The 22,888-nt window shown below is 68.1% G+C and carries 20 protein-coding genes; 12 read left to right on the top strand and 8 right to left on the bottom strand.

The window, feature by feature from the left end; all coding sequences use genetic code 11:
- Window positions 1–25 precede the first annotated feature (25 nt).
- The 4 genes from C469_RS13545 to C469_RS13530 all read right to left on the bottom strand — a co-directional run bounded on the left by C469_RS13545 (window position 26) and on the right by C469_RS13530 (window position 3,351).
- Window positions 26–1,054 carry an LLM class flavin-dependent oxidoreductase gene (locus tag C469_RS13545; RefSeq protein WP_008007523.1) on the bottom strand — a complete coding sequence of 343 codons (1,029 nt, stop codon included), beginning with the start codon at window positions 1,052–1,054 and terminating at the stop codon, window positions 26–28.
- The gene (locus C469_RS13540) at window positions 1,051–1,428 is read right to left on the bottom strand and encodes a nuclear transport factor 2 family protein (RefSeq protein ID WP_008007522.1); all 378 of its coding nucleotides are present in this window, start codon (window positions 1,426–1,428) and stop codon (window positions 1,051–1,053) included. Before C469_RS13540 ends, C469_RS13545 begins: the two co-directional genes overlap by 4 nt.
- A 262-nt stretch (window positions 1,429–1,690) precedes the next feature.
- Entirely contained in the window at window positions 1,691–2,086 is a 396-nt protein-coding gene (locus C469_RS13535) for a hypothetical protein (protein WP_008007521.1), read from the bottom strand.
- A 95-nt stretch (window positions 2,087–2,181) separates the two neighbouring features.
- Window positions 2,182–3,351 carry a TAXI family TRAP transporter solute-binding subunit gene (locus C469_RS13530; RefSeq protein ID WP_008007520.1) on the bottom strand — a complete coding sequence of 390 codons (1,170 nt, stop codon included), beginning with the start codon at window positions 3,349–3,351 and terminating at the stop codon, window positions 2,182–2,184.
- A gap of 117 nt (window positions 3,352–3,468) precedes the next feature.
- Here C469_RS13530 and C469_RS13525 point away from each other — a divergent pair, with 117 nt between their 5' ends.
- Window positions 3,469–5,496: a TRAP transporter permease gene (locus C469_RS13525; RefSeq protein ID WP_049911443.1), complete on the top strand. Its 2,028-nt coding sequence runs from the start codon at window positions 3,469–3,471 to the stop codon at window positions 5,494–5,496.
- A gap of 25 nt (window positions 5,497–5,521) precedes the next feature.
- Here the strand turns inward: C469_RS13525 and C469_RS13520 are convergent, their stop codons facing one another.
- The 3 genes from C469_RS13520 to C469_RS13510 form a co-directional block, all read right to left on the bottom strand.
- Window positions 5,522–6,118, bottom strand: a complete 597-nt coding sequence (locus C469_RS13520; RefSeq protein WP_008007518.1) for a carboxymuconolactone decarboxylase family protein — start codon at window positions 6,116–6,118, stop codon at window positions 5,522–5,524.
- A gap of 107 nt (window positions 6,119–6,225) precedes the next feature.
- The gene (locus C469_RS13515) at window positions 6,226–6,582 is read right to left on the bottom strand and encodes a Rieske (2Fe-2S) protein (protein WP_008007517.1); all 357 of its coding nucleotides are present in this window, start codon (window positions 6,580–6,582) and stop codon (window positions 6,226–6,228) included.
- A gap of 1 nt (window position 6,583) precedes the next feature.
- Window positions 6,584–7,681: an amidohydrolase family protein gene (locus C469_RS13510; protein WP_008007515.1), complete on the bottom strand. Its 1,098-nt coding sequence runs from the start codon at window positions 7,679–7,681 to the stop codon at window positions 6,584–6,586.
- A 119-nt stretch (window positions 7,682–7,800) separates the two neighbouring features.
- Here C469_RS13510 and C469_RS13505 point away from each other — a divergent pair, with 119 nt between their 5' ends.
- From C469_RS13505 to C469_RS13455, 11 genes are all read left to right on the top strand, one after another.
- Window positions 7,801–8,604: an MBL fold metallo-hydrolase gene (locus C469_RS13505; protein ID WP_147587312.1), complete on the top strand. Its 804-nt coding sequence runs from the start codon at window positions 7,801–7,803 to the stop codon at window positions 8,602–8,604.
- Window positions 8,601–9,377: an MBL fold metallo-hydrolase gene (locus C469_RS13500; RefSeq protein WP_008007512.1), complete on the top strand. Its 777-nt coding sequence runs from the start codon at window positions 8,601–8,603 to the stop codon at window positions 9,375–9,377. Before C469_RS13505 ends, C469_RS13500 begins: the two co-directional genes overlap by 4 nt.
- A 107-nt stretch (window positions 9,378–9,484) precedes the next feature.
- Window positions 9,485–10,933: an FAD-dependent oxidoreductase gene (locus C469_RS13495; RefSeq protein WP_187127457.1), complete on the top strand. Its 1,449-nt coding sequence runs from the start codon at window positions 9,485–9,487 to the stop codon at window positions 10,931–10,933.
- Between the two features lie 2 nt (window positions 10,934–10,935).
- On the top strand, window positions 10,936–11,709 hold the full coding sequence (locus C469_RS13490) for an SDR family NAD(P)-dependent oxidoreductase (protein WP_049911442.1): 774 nt from the start codon (window positions 10,936–10,938) through the stop codon (window positions 11,707–11,709).
- A gap of 186 nt (window positions 11,710–11,895) precedes the next feature.
- On the top strand, window positions 11,896–13,584 hold the full coding sequence (locus C469_RS13485) for an ATP-binding cassette domain-containing protein (RefSeq protein WP_049911441.1): 1,689 nt from the start codon (window positions 11,896–11,898) through the stop codon (window positions 13,582–13,584).
- A gap of 162 nt (window positions 13,585–13,746) precedes the next feature.
- Window positions 13,747–15,057 carry a substrate-binding domain-containing protein gene (locus C469_RS13480; protein ID WP_008007505.1) on the top strand — a complete coding sequence of 437 codons (1,311 nt, stop codon included), beginning with the start codon at window positions 13,747–13,749 and terminating at the stop codon, window positions 15,055–15,057.
- 5 nt (window positions 15,058–15,062) lie between these two features.
- Window positions 15,063–16,100, top strand: a complete 1,038-nt coding sequence (locus tag C469_RS13475) for a branched-chain amino acid ABC transporter permease (RefSeq protein WP_008007504.1) — start codon at window positions 15,063–15,065, stop codon at window positions 16,098–16,100.
- Window positions 16,093–17,172, top strand: a complete 1,080-nt coding sequence (locus tag C469_RS13470) for a branched-chain amino acid ABC transporter permease (RefSeq protein ID WP_008007502.1) — start codon at window positions 16,093–16,095, stop codon at window positions 17,170–17,172. The genes C469_RS13475 and C469_RS13470 overlap by 8 nt, the downstream gene beginning before the upstream one ends.
- A complete protein-coding gene (locus tag C469_RS13465) occupies window positions 17,162–18,490 on the top strand; it encodes an MmgE/PrpD family protein (protein WP_008007501.1) in 1,329 nt (442 codons plus the stop codon). Before C469_RS13470 ends, C469_RS13465 begins: the two co-directional genes overlap by 11 nt.
- Window positions 18,491–18,561: 71 nt before the next feature.
- Window positions 18,562–19,959 (top strand): MmgE/PrpD family protein, encoded by a 1,398-nt coding sequence (locus C469_RS13460; protein WP_008007499.1) that lies wholly within the window; start codon window positions 18,562–18,564, stop codon window positions 19,957–19,959.
- Between the two features lie 71 nt (window positions 19,960–20,030).
- Window positions 20,031–20,807, top strand: coding sequence for an IclR family transcriptional regulator (locus C469_RS13455; protein ID WP_008007497.1), 777 nt, complete (start codon window positions 20,031–20,033; stop codon window positions 20,805–20,807).
- Window positions 20,808–21,849: 1,042 nt separating this feature from the next.
- On the opposite strand, the gene pdxS is transcribed toward C469_RS13455, so the two are convergent.
- Window positions 21,850–22,758 carry a pyridoxal 5'-phosphate synthase lyase subunit PdxS gene (gene pdxS, locus C469_RS13450; RefSeq protein ID WP_008007495.1) on the bottom strand — a complete coding sequence of 303 codons (909 nt, stop codon included), beginning with the start codon at window positions 22,756–22,758 and terminating at the stop codon, window positions 21,850–21,852.
- Window positions 22,759–22,888: the final 130 nt, after the last annotated feature.

Genomic DNA, 22,888 nt, shown 5'->3' with positions numbered 1-22,888 from the left:
CGCCCTCCCACGACGGTGAAGCGCGTCATTTCGACGGCGCGAACGCCTCCAGCGTCCGCTCCACCCACTCCCTGTCGCTCCCCGCCGGGGCGCGAACGATCGGGAGGTCGACGCCGATCTCTCGGAGGTGGTCGAGTTGCGCCCGCGCCTGCTCGGGAGTCCCGACGACCGCGAGGTGGTCGAGGAGCCCGTCGGCGACGTGCTCCGCGCCGGCGTCCGTCGAGGGCGCCTCTCGGACCGCCTCGACGACCTCCTCGAACCCCGCCTCCACGGCGGCGCGGTCGTAGTACCCCGGGATGTCGCGCAGGTAGTAGGCGACGTGTTCGGCCGCGGCCCGACGCGCGCGCTCCGGGTCCTCGTCGACCGCGGTCAGCACGTACATCGCCACGTCGATCGCCGCCGGGTCCCTGTCGCCGCGGGCCGCGCCGTCCGCGAGCCACCCCTTCGCCTCCTCGAACCGCGAGTCCGGGTAGAGGTTCGGCACCCACCCGTCCGCGAACTGTCCGGTCAACCGGACGTTGCCGGGACCCAGCGCGCCGTTATAAATCGGGATCGACGCGCGCTCGGGCTCGAACGCCTCCCAGAACGCGGTCCGCGACGGCGAGAAGAACTCCCCGTCGAACCCCTCCGGGTCGCCCCGGAGGTACCGGCGGACCAGCCGGATGTACTCGGCCATCCGCGGGAGGGGGCGCTCGAACTCCGCGCCGTGGAACCCCTCGACGACGCCGGGATGGGCGACGCCGAGGCCGAGGATCGCGCGGCCGCCGGAGTGCGCGTCGAGCGTCGCGGCCGCCTGCGCGATCGCGGCCGGCGTCCGCGAGAACACGTTGACGATCCCGGTCGCGAGCCCGATCCGCTCGGTGTGGACCGCCCAGCGCTCCAGCTTGCCGAACGCGGACTTCCCCTGTCCCTCCGCGGCCCACGCGCTCTCGTACCCCAACTGCTCCGCGCGGGCGACGAGGGCAGGCTCGTCGCGCAGCGCGAAGAGGACGCCGAGGCGGTCGTCGGTATCGGTCCCGTCGCTCCCCGCGTCGCTCTCGCTCGCGTCGCTCACGCCTCGACCACCCCCTCGACCGCGAGGTCGTTGTACACGTCCAGCCGGCGGATCGCGCCCTCGCGGACCTCGTAGACGTCGACGTACCGCACGCCCTCGAAGCGCTCGCCGTCGTTGTCGACGCCGTGGAGCGTCCCCTGACTGACGACCCGGTCGCCGTCGACGGTCCACCGGCCGAACGCCTTGCCCGCGCGCTCGTAGCGGGGCTCGAGGAACGCGAGGAACGACGCCGCGGCGTCGGGCCCCTCGAACCGCGCTCCCGGGACCGTGACGACCGCGTCGGCGGCGAACAGCTCGCCGACGGTCTCCCGCTCGTCCGGGTCACCCATCCGCTCGAAGAACTCCTCGACGGTCTCGCGTGGCGTTCGGGCCATGGTACCTGTACGCACCCGAAGAGATATAAATCGGACTGCCGACTGTCGAGACGCCGATCGGCGGTCGAGCACGTGAGGAGTCGCCAGCGGCGCGGACTCGGGGGAAACCAGTGTTGGCACACGAACGGCGACGCCCCGCCGACCGGTCGCTTCGTGCGGTGTTATTCTCGCGGCGTCCGGCCGTTTCGGCGAGCGCCGGTAATCGGCGCGTACGACGGACGAGCACGGGACGGCCCTCTCAGCGACGGTCACGCAAACGTCGCTACCGCTCCCGCGACGACACCGCGTCGCGGACGCAGCGCTCGAACGTCTCCGAGTCGATGTCGTACCGGGTGAAACCCGACTCCGTCCGCCGTCGCGAGACGGACCTCACGGGTTCGCCGTCGACGCAGATCTGCCAGCTCCCGCCCGGGTCAGGGCCGACCGTGCGGAGAGCGATCGAAACGCCGAGTTCGGTCTCGAGAGCGTCCCGTCGCGATTGGACGACCTCCCCGTCAGCGAATCGTGACGGTCGATACGGCCGGAGGCCGTGCTCCTCGAACGCGCGGACGTTCTCTCGCCACCACCTCGGGTACTCCGAGAGGTCGACCCCGTCGTACGGGGCCTCCGGATCGTCTCCGGCGGGCGACCCGGCAGAGGGCGGTGGTCCGTCGTTCATACGCTCTCAGTCGAGTTCGGGAGACAAAAACGCGAGGACGTGAGCGGCGAGGTCCGACGAAACTCGGACGGGCGGTTCCCTGGCGGAGATCACGGTCAGGCTTCGGTGAGGTTGTCGTTCCAGAGGTCCTCCTCCTTGAGGTACCGAGCGACGCCGGAGTGAACGGGCATTCCCGGCGACAGCGACTCCGCGGCGTACTGGGTGGTGAAATGCTCGACTTCCGCGGAGAACTCCGCGATCTGGTCGGCGTTGTCCAGGAGCGTTTTCGTGAACTGGTACACCCGCTCTTCGGAGAGGTTCTCCCGCGGGAAGAAGCCGTAGGGGATCGCGTTCCCCATCACCGTCTCCATCGGGAGATCCTTCTCGAAGATGTCATTCACCTGAACGGGGGCGGGCGTCGCGTACCCGGAGTCGCCGATCTGGTCGAGCTGTTCGTCCGACCAGGTCACGATCTGCACTCTGTCGTCGTTGATGAGTTGCGTCTGCCAACCGGCGGGGACGGTCCCCTGTCCCGCGTAAAATCCGGTAGCGTCAATTCGGCCGGTGTCCAGCGCGGACGCGATCTCGTTGAACTCGACGTACTGCTCGTTGACTTTGTCGAGCATATCGGTCACCGAAAGCAGCGTCAGGTTGTTGAAGGCCGCACCGCGTTGGAACACCCCGATATCTCGCCCCTCGAAGTCGTCGACCGTCTCGATGTCGTTGCCTTCGAGCGTGATCCAGTACATGCGGAAATCGAGGAAATTCAGCGCCTGCACCGGCTTGTACTCGAGCGCGTTGTCTCCGGTGAAGTCCGCCGGACCGTCGGGGACCGGCTCCTCGTCTCTGTTTGCGGCGGCCGCCAAGGGAAGCGCGGAGCCGGCCATCTCGTCTTCGCCCCGCCCGACCAACCTGATCGCCTCGTTGCTCCCCGAGTAAGAGGCGACCTCCAGATCGATACTGCTCTCCTGCTCGTCGAGGATCCGAGACAGCCCGTTCGCGATCGCGAACGTGCTCGACCCCTCTCCGGGCGTTCCCGCTCGCCACCGAACGTCTCCGGTCTCACCGCCGGACTCTCCGTCCCCGCCGTCGCTCCCGTCCGTCCCCCCATCGCCGCCGTCACTCCCGTCGCCGCCGTCGCTCCCGTCGTCGCTTCCGTCGCTATTCCCTCCGCCGTTCCCGGCACAACCGGCTAACCCGACCGCGAGGCCTCCCGCACCGTACCGTAGATACGATCGTCTGCTGTACGAACCGCTACCGTCATGCTGATTGTTCTCGGATGACACAGTAGAACTGTGGAGACACCTATATTTATAACTTTACGTAAACTTTCTAAAGTGATCAGAACTGTCGAGTCATCGGCCATAGATTGATATACTCAGATATTATGTGAACAGTTATCAATGAGTCCAGCTACTCGGGAGAGCGGCGATTATACCGATAGTCCGATCGAATACGAGCGAGAGAAACGCCTCCCGACGCTGGAACGCTCCCTCGATTCGGCGCTCTGGGTCGTGACGTCCCTCGTCGCCGTCGGTCTCACGGCCTATCTCATTCTGTACGCGTACGGGTTCTACTGGGACCGCACGCAACACACCGTTCTCGCGATGGGGTGGGGAATCGCGTTGTATCACCTCATGTATCTCATGACGGTCGATCGCGACTCTCTCCGCGGGAAGCTCGATTTCACCGTCACGAGCGCCATGTTCGTCGGCACGGTCGCTTTCACCGCGTACATCTTTCTGAACTACGAGGGGCTTCGAAACAGACTGCTCGATTACGCGCCGTTCGAGTATCTCCTCGCCGGCCTGCTGCTGCTCATCATCGTCGAAGCCACGAGGCGGGCGTACGGGAACCCGTTCGTCGCGGTCATCGTCGTCTTCGTCGGCTACGCCTACTTCGGCGAGTCGCTGCCGGGCTGGCTCGCCCACAGCGGTATCGACGTCCAGCGACTCATCGAGATCAACGTGCTGACGCTCGACGGGATCTACGGAACGGTCCCGCGAGTCGGGACCACGTGGGTGGCAATATTTCTCGTCTACGCGGGCCTGTTAGAGGGATACGGCGCGCTGAATATGGTGTTCGCCGCCGGCGGTGCGGCCGAAAAGCGGTTCCGGGCCGGAACGGCGCAGACCGCCGTCGTGGCCAGCCTCCTGATGGGCTCGATAAACGGAAGCGCCGTCGCGAACACGGCGACGACCGGATCGTTCACGATCCCGCTGATGAAAGAGCGGGGCATCCGGTCGTCGACGGCCGCGGCGATCGAGTCCGCGGCCTCCAGCGGCGGGCAGGTCATGCCCCCGATCATGGGCGCCGCGGCGTTCGTGATGGCAGGTATCCTGAACCTCCCGTACATCGACGTGTTGCTTTTCGCGTTGCTCCCCGCCCTCCTGTTTTATTTATCGATCGCGGTGTCGGTACAGGTCGTCTCGCTCAAGCAGGACATCATCGACAACCCGGGCAGCGCCGAATCGGACGCCGACGGCGACGGAAACGCCCTCGGAGGCGACCCCGGAACGTTCCGGCGCGGGCTGCCGCTCGTCGTCTCCGTCGCGGTCCTCGTGTACTACCTCGCCGTCGCACAGCTGTCGCCGCTGCCGTCCGCCATCCGAGCGATCGGCGTGCTCGTCGCCGGCCAGTTCCTCTGGCAGTTCTACCTGAGCGGCTTCGACGCGGCGTCGCTTCGGAAGACGGCGGGAGCCACGGTGCAGGGGCTCCAGATCGGAGCCGTCAGTAACGCGCCGATATTCGCGGTGCTGGGGAGCATCGGCATCCTGATCAACCTGATCAACGTCGGGAGCTTCACCCGGCTGCTGACGTTCGCGATGCTCGATCAGTCCGGCGGGAGCCTGCTCATCCTCCTCTTTTTCGCCATGATCATGTCGATCATGTTCGGGATGGGGATGCCGACCGTCGCGGCGTACATCCTGGTCGCGATCTTCATCGGGCCGGCCATCGTCGAGTTCGGCCTCGACCAGATCTACGCCCACATGTTCGTCTTCTACTTCGCGATCCTCTCCGCGCTGACGCCGCCGGTCGCGCTCGGGTGTGCTGTCGCGTGTAAGATCGCGGATACGGGGTTCCTCCGGACCTGCTGGGACGCGATGAAGATGGCGCTGCCGGTGTTTCTCCTCCCGTACACGTTCGTGATCCACCGGAACCTACTCGTCTGGGACGCGATGACTCCCGTCGTCTTCGTCACGATCGCGCTGGCGCTGTTCGGCGTGAGTTTCGCCGTCTACAACCACATCTTCCAGCCGCTCCGGCTTCCCGTCCGGCTCCTCGTCGGAGTCGCTGCACTCGTCGTGTTGTTCGTACCGAACTCGGCGGTCAGCGTCCTCGGCGCCATGGTTATCCTCACCGTCTTCGGGCTGAACTACGTCGAGAGCAAGGAGACGCCGATCGGCCGGTCGCTCCCGGGCTCGAGCTAACCCCGCGGTCGCAGGGGGGTCGACCTCAGAGATTTTCCAGCCGCCAACCGACGAACTCCTCTTCCAGATCGACGTCGAGTGCCGACAGCGTGGACGCGAGGAACACGTAGAACCCCAGCAACATGCTCAACTCGAGCATCGTCCCGTCGTCGTACGTCTCGGCGACGGCGTCGTGGACCGCCTCGTCGACCTCGCGGCGCGCGAACCGTTCCGTGTACTCCATCAGCGACCGCTCGTGACCGGTGAATCCGCCGTACTCTCGGTCGGCGAGGGCGACGATCTCGTCGAGGGAAATCCCCTCGTCGTACGCGACCGGAACGTGGTGGTGCCACTCGTACTCGGCGCGGAGTTCACGGCCGAGGGTGAGCAGCGCGAGTTCGCGGTCGCGGGGCGGGATCGAGAACTCCTCCCACATCAACGAGAGGTGCTCGCGGTGCGAGGCGAGCACCTCGGGCGCGTGAGCGAACAGCCGATAGATGTTCCGCGACCCGCCGGCGACGTTGCGCTCTTGAACCGTGTCGTACGTCTCGACGTCCGGCAGGGAGACCGTCAGGTGCGTGTCGAGGAGATCGCGGTAGGGTTCCGGGACCTCGTCGCGACTGCGGTACGGGATGCGTGCCATGGCTACCGAGACGGAGTGTGAGAGAATAGCTCTGTTGCTGCGTTTATAAATAGCGAAGAAGGCGACGGCACGGTCGATCCGACGGCGGCGCGGTCGATCGCTCGCGGTCACCGAACGACGTAGACATCCTCGCCCTCGACGGTCACGTCGAAGGTCGGCGTGACGTAGCGCTCGTCGGAGACGTTCCGTCCCGTGGTGACGTCGAACTTCCACTCGTGCCACGGACAGACCACGTACCGTTCGTCTGCCTCGTACTCCCAGCCGACGCCGTCGTCTCCGACGGACATCTTCCCGGTGAGTTTTCCCTCACAGAGCGGGCCGCCTTGGTGGACGCAGTAGTTCGCGAGGGCGTGATACTCGCCGTCGACGCGGAACACGGCGATCTCCAGTCCGTCGATCTCGACGAGCACGCGCGCCCCGTCGCCGTCGAACTCGTCCGTCGTCGCGACTTTATAACGAGTCATGTTAGCGCTCGAGGTCGTAGAGGTCGACGGCGGTCTCGCCCATGATCCCGCGGACCGTCTCGGCGTCGAAGTGCCCGCGGATCCGGGTGAACAGCTCCTCGGGCGGGTCGAAGTCGGTGTGCGGGAGGTCCGCCGAGTACATGACCGAGTCCGGACCGATCATGTCGATGATCTGGGCCAGATGGGCGCCGTTCCTCGCCGTGTGCCCGAGCGGCTGCGTCGTGAAGTAGAACTGGTCGCGAACGTACTCGCTCGGTAGTTTGGTCAGGTACGGGATCTCGTCGCCGAACTGGAGGTAGTGGTCGTCGAGCCGCCAGAGCAGATACGGTATCCACGCGATGCCGGCCTCTTGGAAGACGAACTCGAGGTCGGGATGTCGCTCGGGCACGCCGCGGAACAGGAGCGTCGTGATGTTCCACATCTGCGTGAACGGGTGGACGAGCGCGTGCTCCTCCGCGTAGGTCTCGTTCCACCGGCTCTGGACGGGGAACGCGCGGTGACCCGCGGAGATGGAGGCGTGGCTCAAAATCGGGAGGCCGTGACGTTCGGCCGCCTCGTAGATCGGCTCGTACCGGTAGTGGCCGAGCGGCGGAACGACACCGGTCCCCGGCAGATAGACGCCCCGCATCGACGGCTCGTCCGCGCGGTCGTCGATCTCATCGGCCGAGCGGTCCGGCCGGTGGTGCGTGACGAGGATGGACCCGTTGACCGCGTCGCTGCCGTCGAGCCACTCGTCGAGGATCCACGAGTTGTACGCCTGAGCGAGCGCGCCCGCGAGGTTCGCGTTGCTGACGCTCGCGATGTTGAGGCTCATCGTCGGCCCGACCATGCCGGCGGCGATGCCGAACTCCGACATCTGCTCGAGTTTGTCGTTCAGATCGTCGACGTCGTAGCTCCGGTCGATGAAGCCCGGCGTCGGGATCTGGTTCGAGTAGACGTCCATGGCCTCGTTGTTCGAATGCGAGAGGATCTCCTTGCTCCCCGTGTCCTCGACGTAGGGGAGGAGGTCGTCGAGCGTCTCGATCACGTGCGCGTCGGCGTCGACGATCGTCCGCAACTCCCCGATCGAGGAGATGCGGTCGGCCGTTCGGTCTTCCATGCCGAGACGAACGCGTATGCGATATTAGTCTTACCGGCCGTAGAGCAGGTGAGACGACACAAATCGGAGTGATGACGAGCTTCAAGTAGACCTGGCTCGTAGCGTCGATCGAAGTAGATATGCCACGAAAGATCGGCCCAGACATCTATCAAATACAGCAGTGTATCGACAAACCGGTGATGTCGGAGGGGTTACGCGAGGACCCGCCGGACTGGTACGACCCGGACCGCTTGGTCCACGTCTGTAACAACGCCTATCTCATCGTCGGCGACGAGACCCTGCTCTACGACACCGTCTCTCCCGGTGCGCGCGAGCAGCTCATGGACGGCCTGGACGAGGTTCTCGGCGAGCGCGGCCTCGACTACGTCGTCCCGTCGCATCCGGAAGCGCCCCACGCCGGCAACGCGAACGCGCTCCTTCGCCGCTACCCCGACGCGACGCTCCTCTCCTCGGCGTATGGTCGCGGCGAGGAGCTGTACTACCTCGATCAGGGCCGCCACGTGGAGGCGGGTGAGACGCTCGACCTCGGCGGCTACACCGTCGAGTTCCTCCGCGCCGCGTTTCCCGACACCGCGTTCCACATCTGGATGAAAGAGCACACGTCGAACACGCTGTTCACCGCCGACTGGATGGGTGCGCCGCACGTCGACGGCGAGTGTCTCCTGTTCTCCGACGAGCTCGACTCGCCGCTCTCCCCCGCACAGATCCTGGAGTTTCAGGCCCGAGCGCTCCGCTGGCTCCAGTACTGCGATCCCGAGCCAGTGTTTGACACGATCGACGACCTCATCGAAACGCACGACCCGGACATCGTCTGTCCGGCCCACGGGACCGTCTACCGGGAGGACGCCACGGGGTACATGGAGCGGATGAAGACCGTTATCGAGATGATCACCACCGGCGAGCGGCTCGCGGAGCTGAAATGACGATAAACGACGACACACAGACGGTCGAACTGCCCGGCGGCGTCCACTGGCTCGAGACGTGTTTTCCGATGGAGAGACGACACCACCACATCTCCCCGTACCTGCTCGACGGACCCGACGGCTCGGTGCTTATCGAGGCCGGCTCGATGGTTCACCAGGACCGACTCATCGAGCGGATCGAAGCGCACGCCGGGCCCGACGGGATCGACGCCGCGATCCTCAGCCACTACGACCTGCCGCACGTGTCGAACGCCAGAGCGTTTCGCGAGACGTGGGAGTTCGACCTGTACACGTCGTTCAGCGGAACGTCGGCGAACCCCGAGACCCTCGGAATGGGGCCTTCGACCGGCTGTATGCACGACGAAACCCGCGAGATCTGCGGTCGGACGTTCACCTTCCCGTGGCCGCCGCTCGTCGACGCGGCCCACACGATGTGGGTGTACGACCACGACGCGAAGGCCATGTTCACCGGCGACATGGGACACTATCACGAGGCGACGGACTGTCGGACCGTCGTCGACGGCGCCGAGGAGCCCGTCTCCGTCGACGCGATCCGGGCGTACAACGAGGACGCGCTCCCGTTCGTGAAGTTCCTCGATCCGGAGAAGATGCGGGACGCATTCGCCGAAATCCGCTCGGAGTACGACATCGAGATTTGGGCCCCCGTCCACGGCAACCCGATCGTCGGGAAGGGGTCCATCGAAGCGTACCACGAGCGATACGCGGAGGCGATCGAGGCGACCCGCGACGCCGCGTGGTCGGGATCGGACTGACGACGTGGTCGGGATCGGACTGACGACGTGGTCGGGATCGGACTGACGACGTGGTCGAAGCCGTACTGACCGGTAACTTTACGCGGAGCGGTTTCCTGACTCATGGTATGGGATCACTTGATGTGGAGCCGCAGCGGCGGACGCTAGACGACGCGAGCGCGGAGGTCGTCTCCGCCGACGAGGTCGAGTTCGACGTGGAGACCGACGTGCTGGTCGCGGGGGCCGGCGGGTGCGGGCTCACGGCGACGCTCGCGGCCTGCGAGAACGAGGACCTGACCGTCACCCTTCTGGAGAAGAGCGACGAAGTCGGCGGCAACGCCGCGCTGTCGACGGGGATGATCCCGGCGGCCGGCACCCGCTTCCAGCGCGAGGCGGGGATCGAGGAGGAGCCGGCGGACATGGCGCGGGACATCCTGGAGAAGAACGGCCACGAGGCCGACGCGGAGCTGGTCCAGCACCTCTGTGAGCACAGCGTCGAGCTGGTCCACTGGCTCGTCGACGACTGGGACCTCTCTCTTCACCTCGTGGACGACTTCAAATACCCTAAACACGCCGAGTATCGGATGCACGCGCCGCCGGGGCGGAACGGCGAGCACCTCGTCGCCGAGATGCGCGACCGGATCGAGGCGCGAGCGAACGCGGAGCTGCTGACGAACACGCCGGTGACGAAGCTGGTCGCGAAGGACGGGGCGGTGGAAGGCGTCGTCGCCGGGTCGGTCAGGGAGGAGGCGATCCGCGCGAAGAAGGTGATCCTCGCGACCGACGGCTTCGCGGGGAACCGGGAGATGGTCCGCGCCTACTGCGAGGCCGACATCGCCGACGCGCTCTACTACGGCTCCGACGGCAACACCGGGGACGGGATCCGGTGGGGCGCGGAGCTCGGCGGCGCGCTCGCGTCGATGGACGCCTTCCAGGGCCACGCGACCGTCGTCAGCGGGACCGGCGCGCTGTCGACGTACGCCGTCGTGATGAACGGTGGGGTCCTCGTCAACGTCGACGGCGAGCGCTTCGGCAACGAGTCGAAGGGGTACTCGGAGTTCGCGGTGGACGTGGTCCGCCAGCCGGACGGTGTCGCCTACGAGATCTTCGACGAGCGCATCTTCGAGCGCTTGCGGGGCGAGTTCGACGACTTCGACCGGGCGATCGAGCTCGGCTCGTACACCAGCGCCGACACCGTCGCGGGGCTCGCCGCGGAGCTCGGCTGCGACCCGGAGGCGACCCGGGACGCGGTCGAGTCGTACAACGCCGCCGTCGAGGCTGGCGAGCCGGACGAGGTGGGCCGGATGGACGGCCGCAACGTCCTCTCGCCGCCGTTCTACGGTACCGAGGTCACCGGCTCGCTGTTCCACACGCAGGGCGGGCTCGTCGTCGACGAACACGCGCGGGTGCTCCGCGAGGACGGGTCGACGGTCGACGGCCTCTACGCCGGCGGCGGCACCGCGACGGGCATCAGCGGCCACGGGGCCGACGGCTACCTCTCCGGGAACGGGCTCACGACCGCCATGGGGTTCGGTCGGCTCGCCGGCATACACGCCGCCGAGTCCCTCGGTGAGTGACGATGGGACCGACTGACGAGAGCGCGGGACCGGAGCCGACGTTCGCCGGTGAGACCGCGCTGATCACCGGGACCGCCCGGGGGATCGGCCGCGCCTGCGCGGTCCGCTTCGCCGAGCGCGGCGCGACGGTGGTCGGCGGCGACCGACTCGACCAGTCGGAGACCGCCGCGGCCTGCGCGGAGCTCCCGGGGGCGTTCGAGCCGGTGACCGCCGACGTGACCGACCCCGCGGCGGTCGAGGCACTGGTCGAGCGCGCGGCCGACACGGGGCGCGTCGACGCCGTCGTCAACGTGGCCGGGATCGTCGCGCGCGAGCCCCTCGCGACCCACGACGGCGAGTCGTGGGAGCGCTCGGTGGCGGTCAACCTCACGGCGCCGTTCCGGATCGCCCGCGAGGCCGCGCCGCACCTCCGGGAGACGAGCGGTGCGGTCGTTAACGTCTCGTCGATCTACGGGCAGATCGGGGCGGCCGAGCGCGCAGGCTACGTCTCGACGAAGGCCGGAGTGGAGGGGTTGACGCGCGCGCTCGCCGCCGAGCTGGGCGAGGACGGAGTGCGAGCCAACGCCGTCGCGCCCGGGTTCATCGAGACCCCGATGACCGAGCCGTACGCCGAGGACGACGCGGCGCGCGAGCGGTTCCGGGAGCTCGCCGCCCTCGAACGGCTCGGGGACCCGACCGAGGTCGCGAGCGTCGTCGCCTTCCTCGCGAGCGACGACGCCTCGTTCGTCACGGGCGAGACGGTCCTCGTCGACGGCGGCCGGGCCACGGTGGAGTGACGCCGCCGGCGAGCGACGCCGGCTGACGGTCGGTTAAAAAACGGCTTTTTAAAAAGAATACACGCGTGGACGGCGTTTCTGCGGAACCGGGGCAGGCGAGCGCCGCACTCCTGCGGAAACGGGACAGACGAGTGTGTCACTGACAGGCAGGAAAACGTTTATTCGCACGTGCGGTCACGTTCGGGTATGACTCGCCCGATTCTAGAGACCGATGGGTTGACGAAGCGGTTCGGCTCCCTCGTCGCGAACGACAAGCTCTCGGTGACCGTCGAGGAGGACACGATCCACGGCGTCATGGGGCCGAACGGCTCCGGGAAGTCGACCTTTTTCAACACCGTCACCGGCTTCTACCGCCCCGACGGCGGCACCGTCCGGTTCGACGGGGAGGACGTGACCGGGTGGAAGCCCGACGAGATCGCCCGGCGCGGGCTCGCGCGGACCTTCCAGATCCCGTCGCCCTTCGAGGACCTCACGGTGAAAGAGAACATGCTCGCGGTGTTCACCGGGGGGATCCGCTCCGGGGTGCGGATCTCCGAGGAGAAGCGCGCCCGCGCCGACGAGCTGCTCGAGCTGCTCGAGATCGACCACGTCGCCGACCAAGAGGCGGGCGGGGTCTCGGGCGGGCAGGAGAAGCTGCTCGAACTCGGCCGCATCCTGATGCTCGAACCGGCCTGCGTGATGCTCGACGAGCCCACCGCGGGGGTCAATCCCTCGCTCCGGAACCGCCTGCTCGACCACTTAGAGACGCTCAACGACCGCGGCACGACGTTCGTGATCATCGAACACGACATGCGCGTCATCGCGGACGTGTGCGACCGCGTCACCGTGTTCAATCAGGGACAGGTCCTCGTCGAAGGCGACTTCGAGTCGGTGACGAGCGACGAGCGCGTGCGCGACGCCTACCTCGGCGGCGCGGCCGAGCACGACGCGTCGCTGGAGACCCTCATCGGCGAGGGGTCGAACGCGTCGACCCCGGAGGGGACGGGAGACGCCGATACCGGAGCGACCGCGGCCGCCGGAGCCACCCCCGACGCCGGGACGGAACCGACGCCGTCCGCCGGCGGGGGAGCGGTGCCGGCCGACGGCGCGGGCGAGGCGGCCGGGTCCGCGGCGGCCGCGAGCACCGCGTCCGCGCTCTCCGGGATCGGCGCGGAGCCCGACGGGGAGCCGTGGCTCGTCGGCGAGGACCTCGTCAGCGGCTACGGGAACCACCGGGTCGTCGACGGCGTCTCGATGGAGAGCCGGGACGGCGTGACCTGCGTCTTCGGGCCGAACGGGTCGGGGAAGTCGACGCTCTTGAAGACGCTCGCCGGCGTCGTCCCGGCGTGGGAGGGGCGGGTCACGCACCGCGGCGTCGACGTGACCCACAACCGGCCGGCCGAGAACGTCCACCGCGGCATCACGATGCTCCCCCAAGACGGCGGGATCTTCGGCGACCTCACCGTCCGCGAGAACCTCCTCCTCGGCGGCTACACCGTCGACGACGGAGCGGTCCGCGAGGAGCGGTTCGACGAGGTGCTGTCGTCGTTCCCGGAGCTCGAGGGGAAGCTTGACGAGCGGGGTCGGTCGCTGTCGGGCGGCCAGCAGATGATGCTCAGCTACGGGCGCGCGATGATGACCGGCGCGGAGGTGTACCTCCTCGACGAGCCGTCGAGCGGGCTGGCTCCCTCCCTCATCGATCAGGTGTTCGAGATGACACGGCGACTCGTCGAGAGCGGCGCGCAGGTGGTCCTCATCGAGCAGAACGTCCGCGAGGCGCTGCGGATCGCCGACTACGTTTACATCCTGGCGCAGGGACAGCTCCAGTTCGAGGGCACGCCGGACGACCTGACCGACGAGGACGATCTCGTCGAGCTGTACCTCGGTCTCGACTGAACCGCCCGACGGCTCTCGTCTCGGCCTCGACCGCACCGCCGGACCGCTCCGGTCTCGATCGACTGTTTCTCCCACCGATCTCGACCGCCTGTCACGATCCGCGCTAGCGATCACAATTTTCCGTAACAAACTATATGTGCACCCGTCACACACAAGACGTATATGGGAGACAATCCCGCAGATAGTGTCAGTAGACGGTCGTTTGTCAAGTACAGCGGCGCGGCCGGAGTCACCGGCGCGCTGGCCGGCTGTAGCAGTACCGGCGGCGGCGACGGCGACGACGGCTCCGACGGGAGCGATGGAAGCGACGGCTCCGACGGCTCTGACGGCTCTGACGGGAGCGACGGCGGCGACGCCCCGGACGAGGTGATCATCGGCTCGAACCACCCGCTGAGCGGGGGCCTCAGCAACACCGGCGAGCGGATGGACCAGGCGGTCAGGCTGGCCGCGATGCTGAAGAACGAGGCGGGCGGCATCGAATCGCTCGACGGCGCGGAACTCAGCGTCATCAGCGGCGACAACGAGGGCGCACAGGAGCTCGGCGGCGAGGTCGCCCAAGAGCTCATCGACGACGGCGCGAGCGTGCTGACCGGCTGCTACTCCTCGCCGGTGACGAGCGCGGCGACCCGGACCTCGGAGAGCGCGGGCGTGCCGTTCGTCATCTCGGTGTCCGTGGCCAACTCGATCCTGCGGGAGACGCAGCTCAACTACGCGTACCGCCCGCAGCCGCCGGCGGACCAGATGGCGATCGACCACGCGCGGCTCCTCGCCGAGACCGTCCGGAACGCCGGTGAGGAGATCGAGACCGCGGGGCTGTTCTACATCGACATCAGCTTCGGGCAGTCGATCCGCGACGCGCTCCGCGAGGAGCTCCCGGCGAACGACATCGAGATCGTCGCCGAGACCGCCTACGAGTCGGGTGACACCGCCGACACGCAGGTCACGTCGCTCCGGGACGCGGACCCGGACGCCGTCATCGCGACGACCTACCGACCGGGGACGATCGAGCTCGTCAACGCGATGGACAACCAGGACTACCAGCCGGACTACCTGACGGGCTGTTCGAACGCGGCGATGAACGACGTCAGCGCGCTCGAGGAGATGGGCGACACCGTCGAGGGCGGCTTCGCGACGAACTTCGCGCTCGACCCGACCTCCGACCGCGCCGCGGAGGTCCGCTCGCGCTTCGAGTCCGAGTTCGACTCCGGGTTCGACGCGAACGTCGCGATGACGTACGCGGCCACCGAGGTCATCATCGCGGCGATCGAGGAGGCCGCCTCGGCCGACCCCGATGACATCAACGACGCGCTCGGATCGATCACCGTCGAGGACCACATCGCGGCGATGCCGCCGATCACCTTCGCGGACAACGGCGAGAACGAGAACGCGCTCGCTCCGCTGTTCCAGATCCAGGACCTCGAGGACCGCGTCGTCGCACCCGAGGAGTTCGCCGAGACCGACGTGCAGTTCTGACCCACATGCGCTCCTCGTTTCTCTCTGACGCCTGCTGTCGAGAAGCCCCCGCCGTCGCGCTCGGCGGTGTCTCGGGCGCGCCCGCCGGCCCCGCCGACGCGCTCGGAGGGCTCGCCGCCCTCGCCGGCACGTTCGACGCGCTCGGCACGCACGCCGTGCTCGGCCTCTCGCTGCCGTCTCCGACGATCTTCGCTCAGTACTTCGTGTTCGCGGTGCTGCTCGGCGGGATCTACGGGCTCGTCGCGCTCGGACTGACGATGATCTTCGGCGTGATGGACGTCATCAACTTCGCGCACGGGGCGCTGATGGTGGTCGCGATGTACGCGGTGTTGGTCTTCTCCGACGCCACGGGCCTCTCGCCGTTTTTCGCCATCCCGTTCGCCGTCGTGTTGCTGTTCGTCCTCGGCGTCGTCGTCTATCGGTCGACGATCGCGCCGATCATCGACGCGCCACAGGAGAACCAGCTCATCGTCACCTTCGGGGTCCTGTTGATCCTCGTCAGCGGCGTCGAGATGGTCTTCGGCTCCGACCCCCAACAGCTCGGGCTCGACCTCGGCTCCCTCAATATCGCCGGCGTGTTCGTCCCGCAGGGGCAGCTGTACGCGCTCGTCATCGCGCTCGTCGCGCTGGCCGGAACGTGGCTGTTCCTCCAGCGAACGATGCTCGGGCGGGCGATCCGCGGGACCGCCGACAACCGCGACGGCGCGCAGTACGTCGGCATCGACGTGCCCCGGATCGACGCGCTCACCTTCGGAATCGGCGCGGCGCTGGCGGGGCTCGCGGGCGGGGTCATCCCGCTGTTCCAGTCGTTCACGCCGGCGCTCGGCGACCAGTACCTGATAAACGCGTTCGTCGTGGTCGTGCTGGGCGGGCTCGGCTCCTTCCCCGGCGCGTTCGTCGGCGGGCTCATCATCGGCTTCATCCAGGTGTTCGGCTCGGCGTACCTGGGCGGCTCAACCTACCAGATCGTGATCTTCATGGCCTTCATCCTCGTGTTGCTCGTGAAACCGGAGGGACTGCTCGGAGGGAGCGCCGATGAGTAGCGCGCTCTCCCGGGCCGTCGAGCGGTACGGCGCGTTCAGAGACGAGTGGTACGCGCTGCCCGCGCTGGTCGCGGCGAGTCTCATCATCCTCGCGGCGATGCCGTTCCTCCGACAGCTCGCGCTGTTCGGGGTCGCCCCGCTGGGCTGGCTCAGCCTGAACATGCTCATCGTCACCCTCGTCTGGGCGACGACCGCGCAGGCGTGGAACATCATGTCGGGGTACACCGGTCAGTTCTCGTTCGGCCACGCCGCGTTCTTCGGCCTCGGCGCGTACGCGACGATCATCCTGACCAGCACCTTCGCGATCTCCCCGTGGATCGGGATGCTGCTCGGCAGCACTCTCGCGGGGCTGTACGGCCTGCTGATCGGCGCGTTGACCTTCCGCTACGACCTGGAGGGCCACTACTTCGCGCTGGCGACCCTGGCGTTCGCGGAGCTGCTGCGGTACGTGTTCACGAACGTCCCGCAGCTCGGCGGCGCGAGCGGGTTCTTCAGGCCCCTCGCGCGCGAGTACGCCGACGGCCCGGGGCTGGCCGCGTTCCAGTTCACCGGCGACCTGCCGTACTACTACCTGATCCTCGGGTTCCTGACGGTCGTCACCGCCGTCTCGCTCGCGATCAACCGGTCGCAGCTCGGCTACTACCTGTTCGCGATCCGCGAGCGGGAGCAGGCCGCGGCCGCCATCGGCGTCCCGACCTACCGGTACAAGCTGCTGGCCGTCGCCGTGAGCGCCTTCTTCACGGCGTGGCCCGGGGCGTTCTGGGCGATGTACTTCAACACGATCCGCCCGTCGACGGTGTTCGAGCTGCTCGTCAACGTCGAGATCCTCCTGCCGGCGATCGTCGGCGGGATCGGCACCGTCCTCGGCCCGATCGTTGGGGCGTTCGTCGTCATCCCCGTCGGCGAGTTCGTCCGTCAGTCCTTCTCGATTCCCGGACTGAACAACGCCGTCTACGGGGTCATCCTCATCGCGATCGTGTTGTACAGCCCGAAAGGCGTGGTGTCGTGGCCGTCCCGCTTCGTCGAACTGCTCCGGTCGCGCACCGACCTGCTGGACGACGATGGCGCCTGAGCCCGAGCGCGAGCTGGCGACGTTCGTCGCGGAGCTGGAGACGGACGCGATCCCCGACCGAGTCCGCGACCGGGCCGGACTCACCATCGCCGACACGCTCGGCGCGATCGTGGCGGGGTCGACCGACGACGCGGTCGGCGCGCTCGCGCGGCGCTGGACCGACGGCGTCTCCGGCGGCGCGACGGTGCTCGGCGCCGACGGCGGCGAGACGGTCCCGCCGCTGGCGGCGCTCTGCAACGGCGCGGCGGGGACCGTCCTCGAGCTCGACGAGGGACACCGGTTCGCGGCCGGCCACCCAGCGATCCACGTCTTGCCCGCGCTGTTGGCCGACGCCGAGATCGGGTACGGCGACAGCGACGCGTTCGTGCGCTCGTTCGTCGCGGGCTACGAGGCCGCCGTCCGGACCGCCCGCGCGGTCGGGGCGCTCCGGTCGGGGTACCACCCGCACGGCGTGTGGGGCGCGGTCGGCGGCGCGGCCGCGGTCGCCCGCTCTCGCGGGCTCGACCCGGAGACGACGCGGTCGGCCATGGCTATCGCGGCGAACTACGCCCAACACACCCGGTTCGAGGCGGCGACCGAGGGCGCGACCGTGCGGAACGCCTACGCCGGCATGAGCAACCTCGCGGCGCTGGTCGCCGTCGATCAGGCCGAGGCCGGGTTCGGCGGCCTAGCGAACGGGGTCGCGCGGCACCTCGAACACGCCGCCGAGAACGAGGTCGACGAGGCGGCGCTCGCCGCGGGGCTCGGCGACCGCTGGGAGCTGGAGCACGGCTACTTCAAGGTCCACGCCGCGTGCCGGTACACCCACCCGGCGCTGGACGCCGTCGCGGCGCTCCCGGACGGGCTGGACCCGGGTGCAGTGGAGTCGGTGCGCGTCGAGACGTACCCGGCGGCCGCGCGGCTGACCGAGCCGCGACCGCGGAACCAGCTGCAGGCGAAGTTCTCGATCCCCTTCGCGGTCGCGACGGCGCTGCTGCGCGGCGACTCCGGGCCGCCCGCGTTCGCGGACGAGGCGATAACCCCCGAGGCGATCGCGCTCGCGGAGCGCGTCACCGTCGCCGTCGACGACGAGATCGCCGCCCGAGCCCCCGAGCAGCGGGGCGCGCGGGTGACCGTCGAGACCGCTGACGAGCGATTCTCGCGGGAGGTCGCCGCGCCGCGCGGGGGCGACCACGACCCGTTCGACGAGGCGCGGCTCGAGTCGAAGTTCCGGGAGCTGGTCGCGCCCGTGATCGGCGAGGACCGAGCGGCCACCCTCTGGGAGAGCGCCAGGGCGCCGGAGCCGCCGCGCGTCCTCTGTACGCTCGCGCGGCGCTGAGTTCACGGGACCCTTTTTATATCGGCCGCCGCGGCCCATACGCTTTTGCCCGCGACGCGCGTTGCTCGGATATGGCAACACGACACACACGAGAGTGGGAGCGAGCGGTCGCTGACTTCCTCGCGTCGCCCGTCGGCGACGAGGCCCGCGAACACGGGCGGGCGGTGGTCGCGGACGTGCTGGCGGCCGCCGTGGCCGGGTCGGCGGCGCCCGGCGTCGCGGGCGTCGCGAGGGACGGGGCGTTCGCCGACGGCGAGGCGTCGATCCTCGGGACCGACCGGCGGGTCGCGCCGCCGCAGGCCGCCATGACCAACGCGGCGGCCGCCATCGCGCAGGAGGTCGAGGAGGGGCACAACACGGGAGGTCACGTCGGCGCCGGGATCGTCGCCGGGGGGCTCGCCGCCGCGGAGGCGAACGACGTCGACGGCGAGGCGTTCGTGGACGCGTGTACTCGGGCCTACGAGGTCTGCGTCCGGTTGGAGCGGGCGATCTTCGTCATGAAAGACCGGATGAACGACGCGATCCCGTGGCTCGTCCGGAACCCGCACTCGACGTGGACGACCGTCGGGCCGGCGGTGACGAGCGCCCTCTGTCTGGACGCGAGCGCGGAGGAGCTCGCGGAGACGTTCCGGATCGCCGCGAACCTCGCGGTGGTCTCGATGCACGACCCGTACGCGGAGGGCGCGCCCGCGCGGAACTTCACCGCCGGCTTCTCGGCGCAGGCCGGCGTGACCGCGGCGCTGACCGCGCTCGCGGGACTGGAGGGCTCGCGCGCGGCGATCGAGGCGGTGTACGACCCCTTCGAGGACCTGCTGCCGGACGGGTTCGCCGGCCAGTTCGAGACGCTCGGCGCGGAGTGGGCGATCGCGGAGCACTACGTCAAACCCTACCCCTCGTGCCGGTACACCCACCCGCCGCTCGACGCGCTCCGCGAGGCGATCGACGGGCGGACCGCGGAGGGGTGGGCGGTCGACCCGAACGACGTAGAGTCGATCACCGTCCGGACGTTCGCCAACGCGACCGACATGTCTCACGCCGAGCCCGAGACGATGACCGCCGGGAAGTTCTCCGCGCCGCACGTGCTGGCGACGTACCTCTGTCGCGGGAGCGTCGACCTCGAGAGCTTCACGGCCGAGGCGCTGGCCGACGAGACCGTCCGGTCCGTGGCCGCCCGCGTCGAACTCCGCGAGGACGACGCGTACGAGGCGGCGTTCCCCGAGTCGTGGGGGGCGAGCGTGACGGTCGAACTGCGCGACGGGACGACCCTGACCGGCTCGCGCGACTACCCCCGCGGCGACTACCGCGACCCCGTGCCCGCCGCCGAGTACCGCGCGCGGAACCGCACGCTGCTGGCGCACGGACTCGCCGGCGGTCGAGGGGACGACTCCCGCGTCGACGAAGCGCTCGACGCCCTAGACGCGGTCGCGGAGCGCCCGGTCCGGGAGACGGTCGCCGCGCTCCGACCGTAAGACGGGACAATCGTTCTGCTGAGCCGAACGAACGCGACAGATATTTCACCCCCCTCCGCGTTCCTCCGAGTATGGCACGCGACGACACACCGAACGCGGCGACGGTCGGAGCGACGGAACGATCGTTCCGTATCCTCGAACGACTCGGCGAGCGGGAGGGGTGCGGCGTCTCGGAGCTGGCGGAGTCGCTGTCGATCTCGAAGAGCACGGTCCACAACCACCTCCAGACCCTCCGCGAGCTGGGGTACGTCGTACAGGAGGGCGACGAGTACCGGCTCGGGCTGCAGTTCCTCGGGCTCGGCGACCGCGCGCGTCAGCACCACGACCTGTACCACGTCGCCAAGCCCGAGACGGACAGCCTGGTCGAGGCCGTGGGCGAGCGCGCGCAGGTGATGGTCGAGGAGGACGGCGTCGGGATCTACGTCTACCAGTCGCTGGCGGACCAGGCGGTGCGGACCGACTCGCACATCGGGACCGTCGTCGACCTCCACGCGACCTCGGTCGGGAAGGCGTACCTCGCGCACCTCTCCGACGACCGACTCGACGCTGTGCTCGACCAAGTGGCGTTCGACGAGCAGACGCCGGACACGCTCACCGACGCCGAGGCGCTGCGGACCGAGCTCGACGAGATCGCCGAACGCGGATACGCGTTCAACGACGAGGAGCGGACCGTCGGCATGCGCGCGGTCGGCGCGCCGATCCTGTCGGCCGACGACGGGCGCGTCCTCGGCGCGATCAGCGTCTCCGGGCCGACAACCCGAATGAACGGGACGTGGTATCACGAGGAGGTCCCCGAGATGGTCGCGCAGTCCGCCCAGATCATCGGGATTCGCGCGACGTACTCGTGAGCGCTTTTCCCGTGACGTACTCGTGAGCGTTTTGCTCTGCAGAACTGTCGTTCGATCCATTTTCGGTGACTCGACACTCTCGAACGAACGACGCGCGGGCGACGCACCGGCGAAGACCGTCGATGTGTCGTTACATTCGTACATCAGTAATGATGGGTCGTAGACGCACCGACGGCCGTCTTCGACGTCACCGGACGACCCATCGATCAGCGACGGTGATACCCGATGTGGGCACCAACATATCATAAATAAATGTATTATTGTATTTTTATATAAATTCAGATCAGCCGCCCGCTTCCCGAGACTGCGGACGGAAGCCCTGTCGAGCGACGCCGAGTGGGGGTCCGTCACGATCGACGACGCGGCCAAGTCACGGAGAGCAGCTTAGTACTCGTTTAACGGCTCAAATCGAACGGTATCGGGAACTCGCCGAGCGACGAGTCGGAAATACGCGACGCCAGTCGTGGGTCACTGACACGATATTCCGCGTTCGGCCGGTTCTCGACTGAGAGTGTCTCTTTTCTGCGTATTCCGGGATTTCGGTGCCTCTAGCGCCCGGTAGTTCCGGATCCCATCGCGATGTCACGAGCTCCGACGCCGGGCGGCGTTCTCGTGAAAGCACTCCTATCTTTCGGAAAAACCACCGCCCGATTAATAGATAATAAATTTTGTACTTCTTGTGATTCTTTGCTTTTATTAAATGATTTGGTGACGCCGGACGCCCCCGCTACTAACTCCGCGATTTGCGCTCCGGGACGGTCGCACCGGAGGCTGCTCCAGTCGGGAGAGGGCGCTCGCGGTCGGGAGAACGGGGACGCCGTTGATCGAGGCCGGCGATGGGCCGTCCGGAACGGGGACAGGGCACTGCTCCCAGACGGTTCTCTCGAGAAATAGCTCGACCGAGTGACGGCGCACGTATCCGTTCGCCCACGAATCGCCTCGTCCGAGGCGCCGGCGACGGGGGCAGAACGGCGACGGCGGCGACGGAAGCGAGAGCGGAGCGGAGTTCGGGGTCCTTCCGCCGTAGATTATAACCCCGTCTTCAGACGCCGCGGCCCTGCAGCTTCTCCTCTTCGGGCATGTCCTCGTTCGACTGGCCCTTCATCCCCTTGCCGATGCCGGAGGCGATGTCGGCGAGCTCGTCCGGGTCGTCCCAGTTGTTGACGGCCTCGACGATCGCCGTGCCCATCGCGACGGGGTCCTCCGCGCCGAAGATGCCGGAGCCGACGAAGATGCCGTCGCAGCCGTGGTACATCATCAGCGCCGCGTCCGCGGGCGTCGCGATCCCGCCGGCGGCGAAGTTGACGACCGGGAGCCGCCCGGCCTCGGCGGTCTCGTGGACCAGGTCGCGGGGGGCGCCGTGCTCGCGGGCCCACTTCTCGCGCTCCTCGTAGTTGAGTCCGGTGAGCGTCCGGATCTGATTCTTGATCGTGCGCTGGTGTTGGACGGCCTGATTCACGTCGCCGGTGCCGGCCTCGCCCTTCGTCCGGATCATCGCCGCGCCCTCGCGGACGCGCCGGAGCGCCTCGGGGAGGTTCCGGGCGCCGCAGACGAACGGCGACGCGAAGTCGCGCTTGTCGGTGTGGTACTCGTCGTCGGCGGGCGTGAGCACCTCCGACTCGTCGATCATGTCGACGCCGAGCGACTCCAGGATCTCCGCCTCCTTGCGGTGGCCGATCCGCGATTTCCCCATCACCGGGATCGACACCTCGTCGATGATCTCGGTGACGTTCCCCGGGTCGGGCATCCGCGCGACGCCGCCGCGCTTGCGGATGTCGGCCGGGACCGCCTCCAGCGCCATCACCGCGACCGCGCCGGCGTCCTCCGCGATCCGCGCCTGCTCGCGGGTGACGACGTCCATGATGACCCCGCCCTTCTGCATCCGCGCGAAGCCGCGCTTGACCAGGTCGGTCCCCCGCTTCAGCTCCTCCAGATCCGTGGCCTCTGCCATGTCAGAACGGTGGGTCGCCGGCCACTTAACGGGTCGCTTTACCGGGTGTTGGGACGCCGCCTCCGGTCCGGAACGCGGGTCTTTCGCCGGCGGTTTCCCGCCCGCCTCGGCTCCGACCGCAACCGCGAAG

The organism is Halorubrum lipolyticum DSM 21995 (assembly GCF_000337375.1).
Taxonomy (GTDB): Archaea; Halobacteriota; Halobacteria; order Halobacteriales; family Haloferacaceae; genus Halorubrum; species Halorubrum lipolyticum.
Note: the sequence above shows the minus strand (reverse complement) of the source record. Positions and strands in the feature narration are given on the sequence as shown.

Excerpts from the sequence above, each read along its gene's own strand:
- C469_RS13540 (WP_008007522.1), bottom strand. The coding sequence starts at position 1,428 with ATGGCCCGAACGCCACGCGAGACCGTCGAGGAGTTCTTCGAGCGGATG.
- C469_RS13535 (WP_008007521.1), bottom strand. The coding sequence starts at position 2,086 with ATGAACGACGGACCACCGCCCTCTGCCGGGTCGCCCGCCGGAGACGAT.
- C469_RS13525 (WP_049911443.1), top strand. The coding sequence starts at position 3,469 with ATGAGTCCAGCTACTCGGGAGAGCGGCGATTATACCGATAGTCCGATC.
- C469_RS13520 (WP_008007518.1), bottom strand. The coding sequence starts at position 6,118 with ATGGCACGCATCCCGTACCGCAGTCGCGACGAGGTCCCGGAACCCTAC.
- C469_RS13515 (WP_008007517.1), bottom strand. The coding sequence starts at position 6,582 with ATGACTCGTTATAAAGTCGCGACGACGGACGAGTTCGACGGCGACGGG.
- C469_RS13510 (WP_008007515.1), bottom strand. The coding sequence starts at position 7,681 with ATGGAAGACCGAACGGCCGACCGCATCTCCTCGATCGGGGAGTTGCGG.
- C469_RS13505 (WP_147587312.1), top strand. The coding sequence starts at position 7,801 with ATGCCACGAAAGATCGGCCCAGACATCTATCAAATACAGCAGTGTATC.
- C469_RS13500 (WP_008007512.1), top strand. The coding sequence starts at position 8,601 with ATGACGATAAACGACGACACACAGACGGTCGAACTGCCCGGCGGCGTC.
- C469_RS13495 (WP_187127457.1), top strand. The coding sequence starts at position 9,485 with ATGGGATCACTTGATGTGGAGCCGCAGCGGCGGACGCTAGACGACGCG.
- C469_RS13490 (WP_049911442.1), top strand. The coding sequence starts at position 10,936 with ATGGGACCGACTGACGAGAGCGCGGGACCGGAGCCGACGTTCGCCGGT.
- C469_RS13485 (WP_049911441.1), top strand. The coding sequence starts at position 11,896 with ATGACTCGCCCGATTCTAGAGACCGATGGGTTGACGAAGCGGTTCGGC.
- C469_RS13480 (WP_008007505.1), top strand. The coding sequence starts at position 13,747 with ATGGGAGACAATCCCGCAGATAGTGTCAGTAGACGGTCGTTTGTCAAG.
- C469_RS13475 (WP_008007504.1), top strand. The coding sequence starts at position 15,063 with ATGCGCTCCTCGTTTCTCTCTGACGCCTGCTGTCGAGAAGCCCCCGCC.
- C469_RS13470 (WP_008007502.1), top strand. The coding sequence starts at position 16,093 with ATGAGTAGCGCGCTCTCCCGGGCCGTCGAGCGGTACGGCGCGTTCAGA.
- C469_RS13465 (WP_008007501.1), top strand. The coding sequence starts at position 17,162 with ATGGCGCCTGAGCCCGAGCGCGAGCTGGCGACGTTCGTCGCGGAGCTG.
- C469_RS13460 (WP_008007499.1), top strand. The coding sequence starts at position 18,562 with ATGGCAACACGACACACACGAGAGTGGGAGCGAGCGGTCGCTGACTTC.
- C469_RS13455 (WP_008007497.1), top strand. The coding sequence starts at position 20,031 with ATGGCACGCGACGACACACCGAACGCGGCGACGGTCGGAGCGACGGAA.
- pdxS (WP_008007495.1), bottom strand. The coding sequence starts at position 22,758 with ATGGCAGAGGCCACGGATCTGGAGGAGCTGAAGCGGGGGACCGACCTG.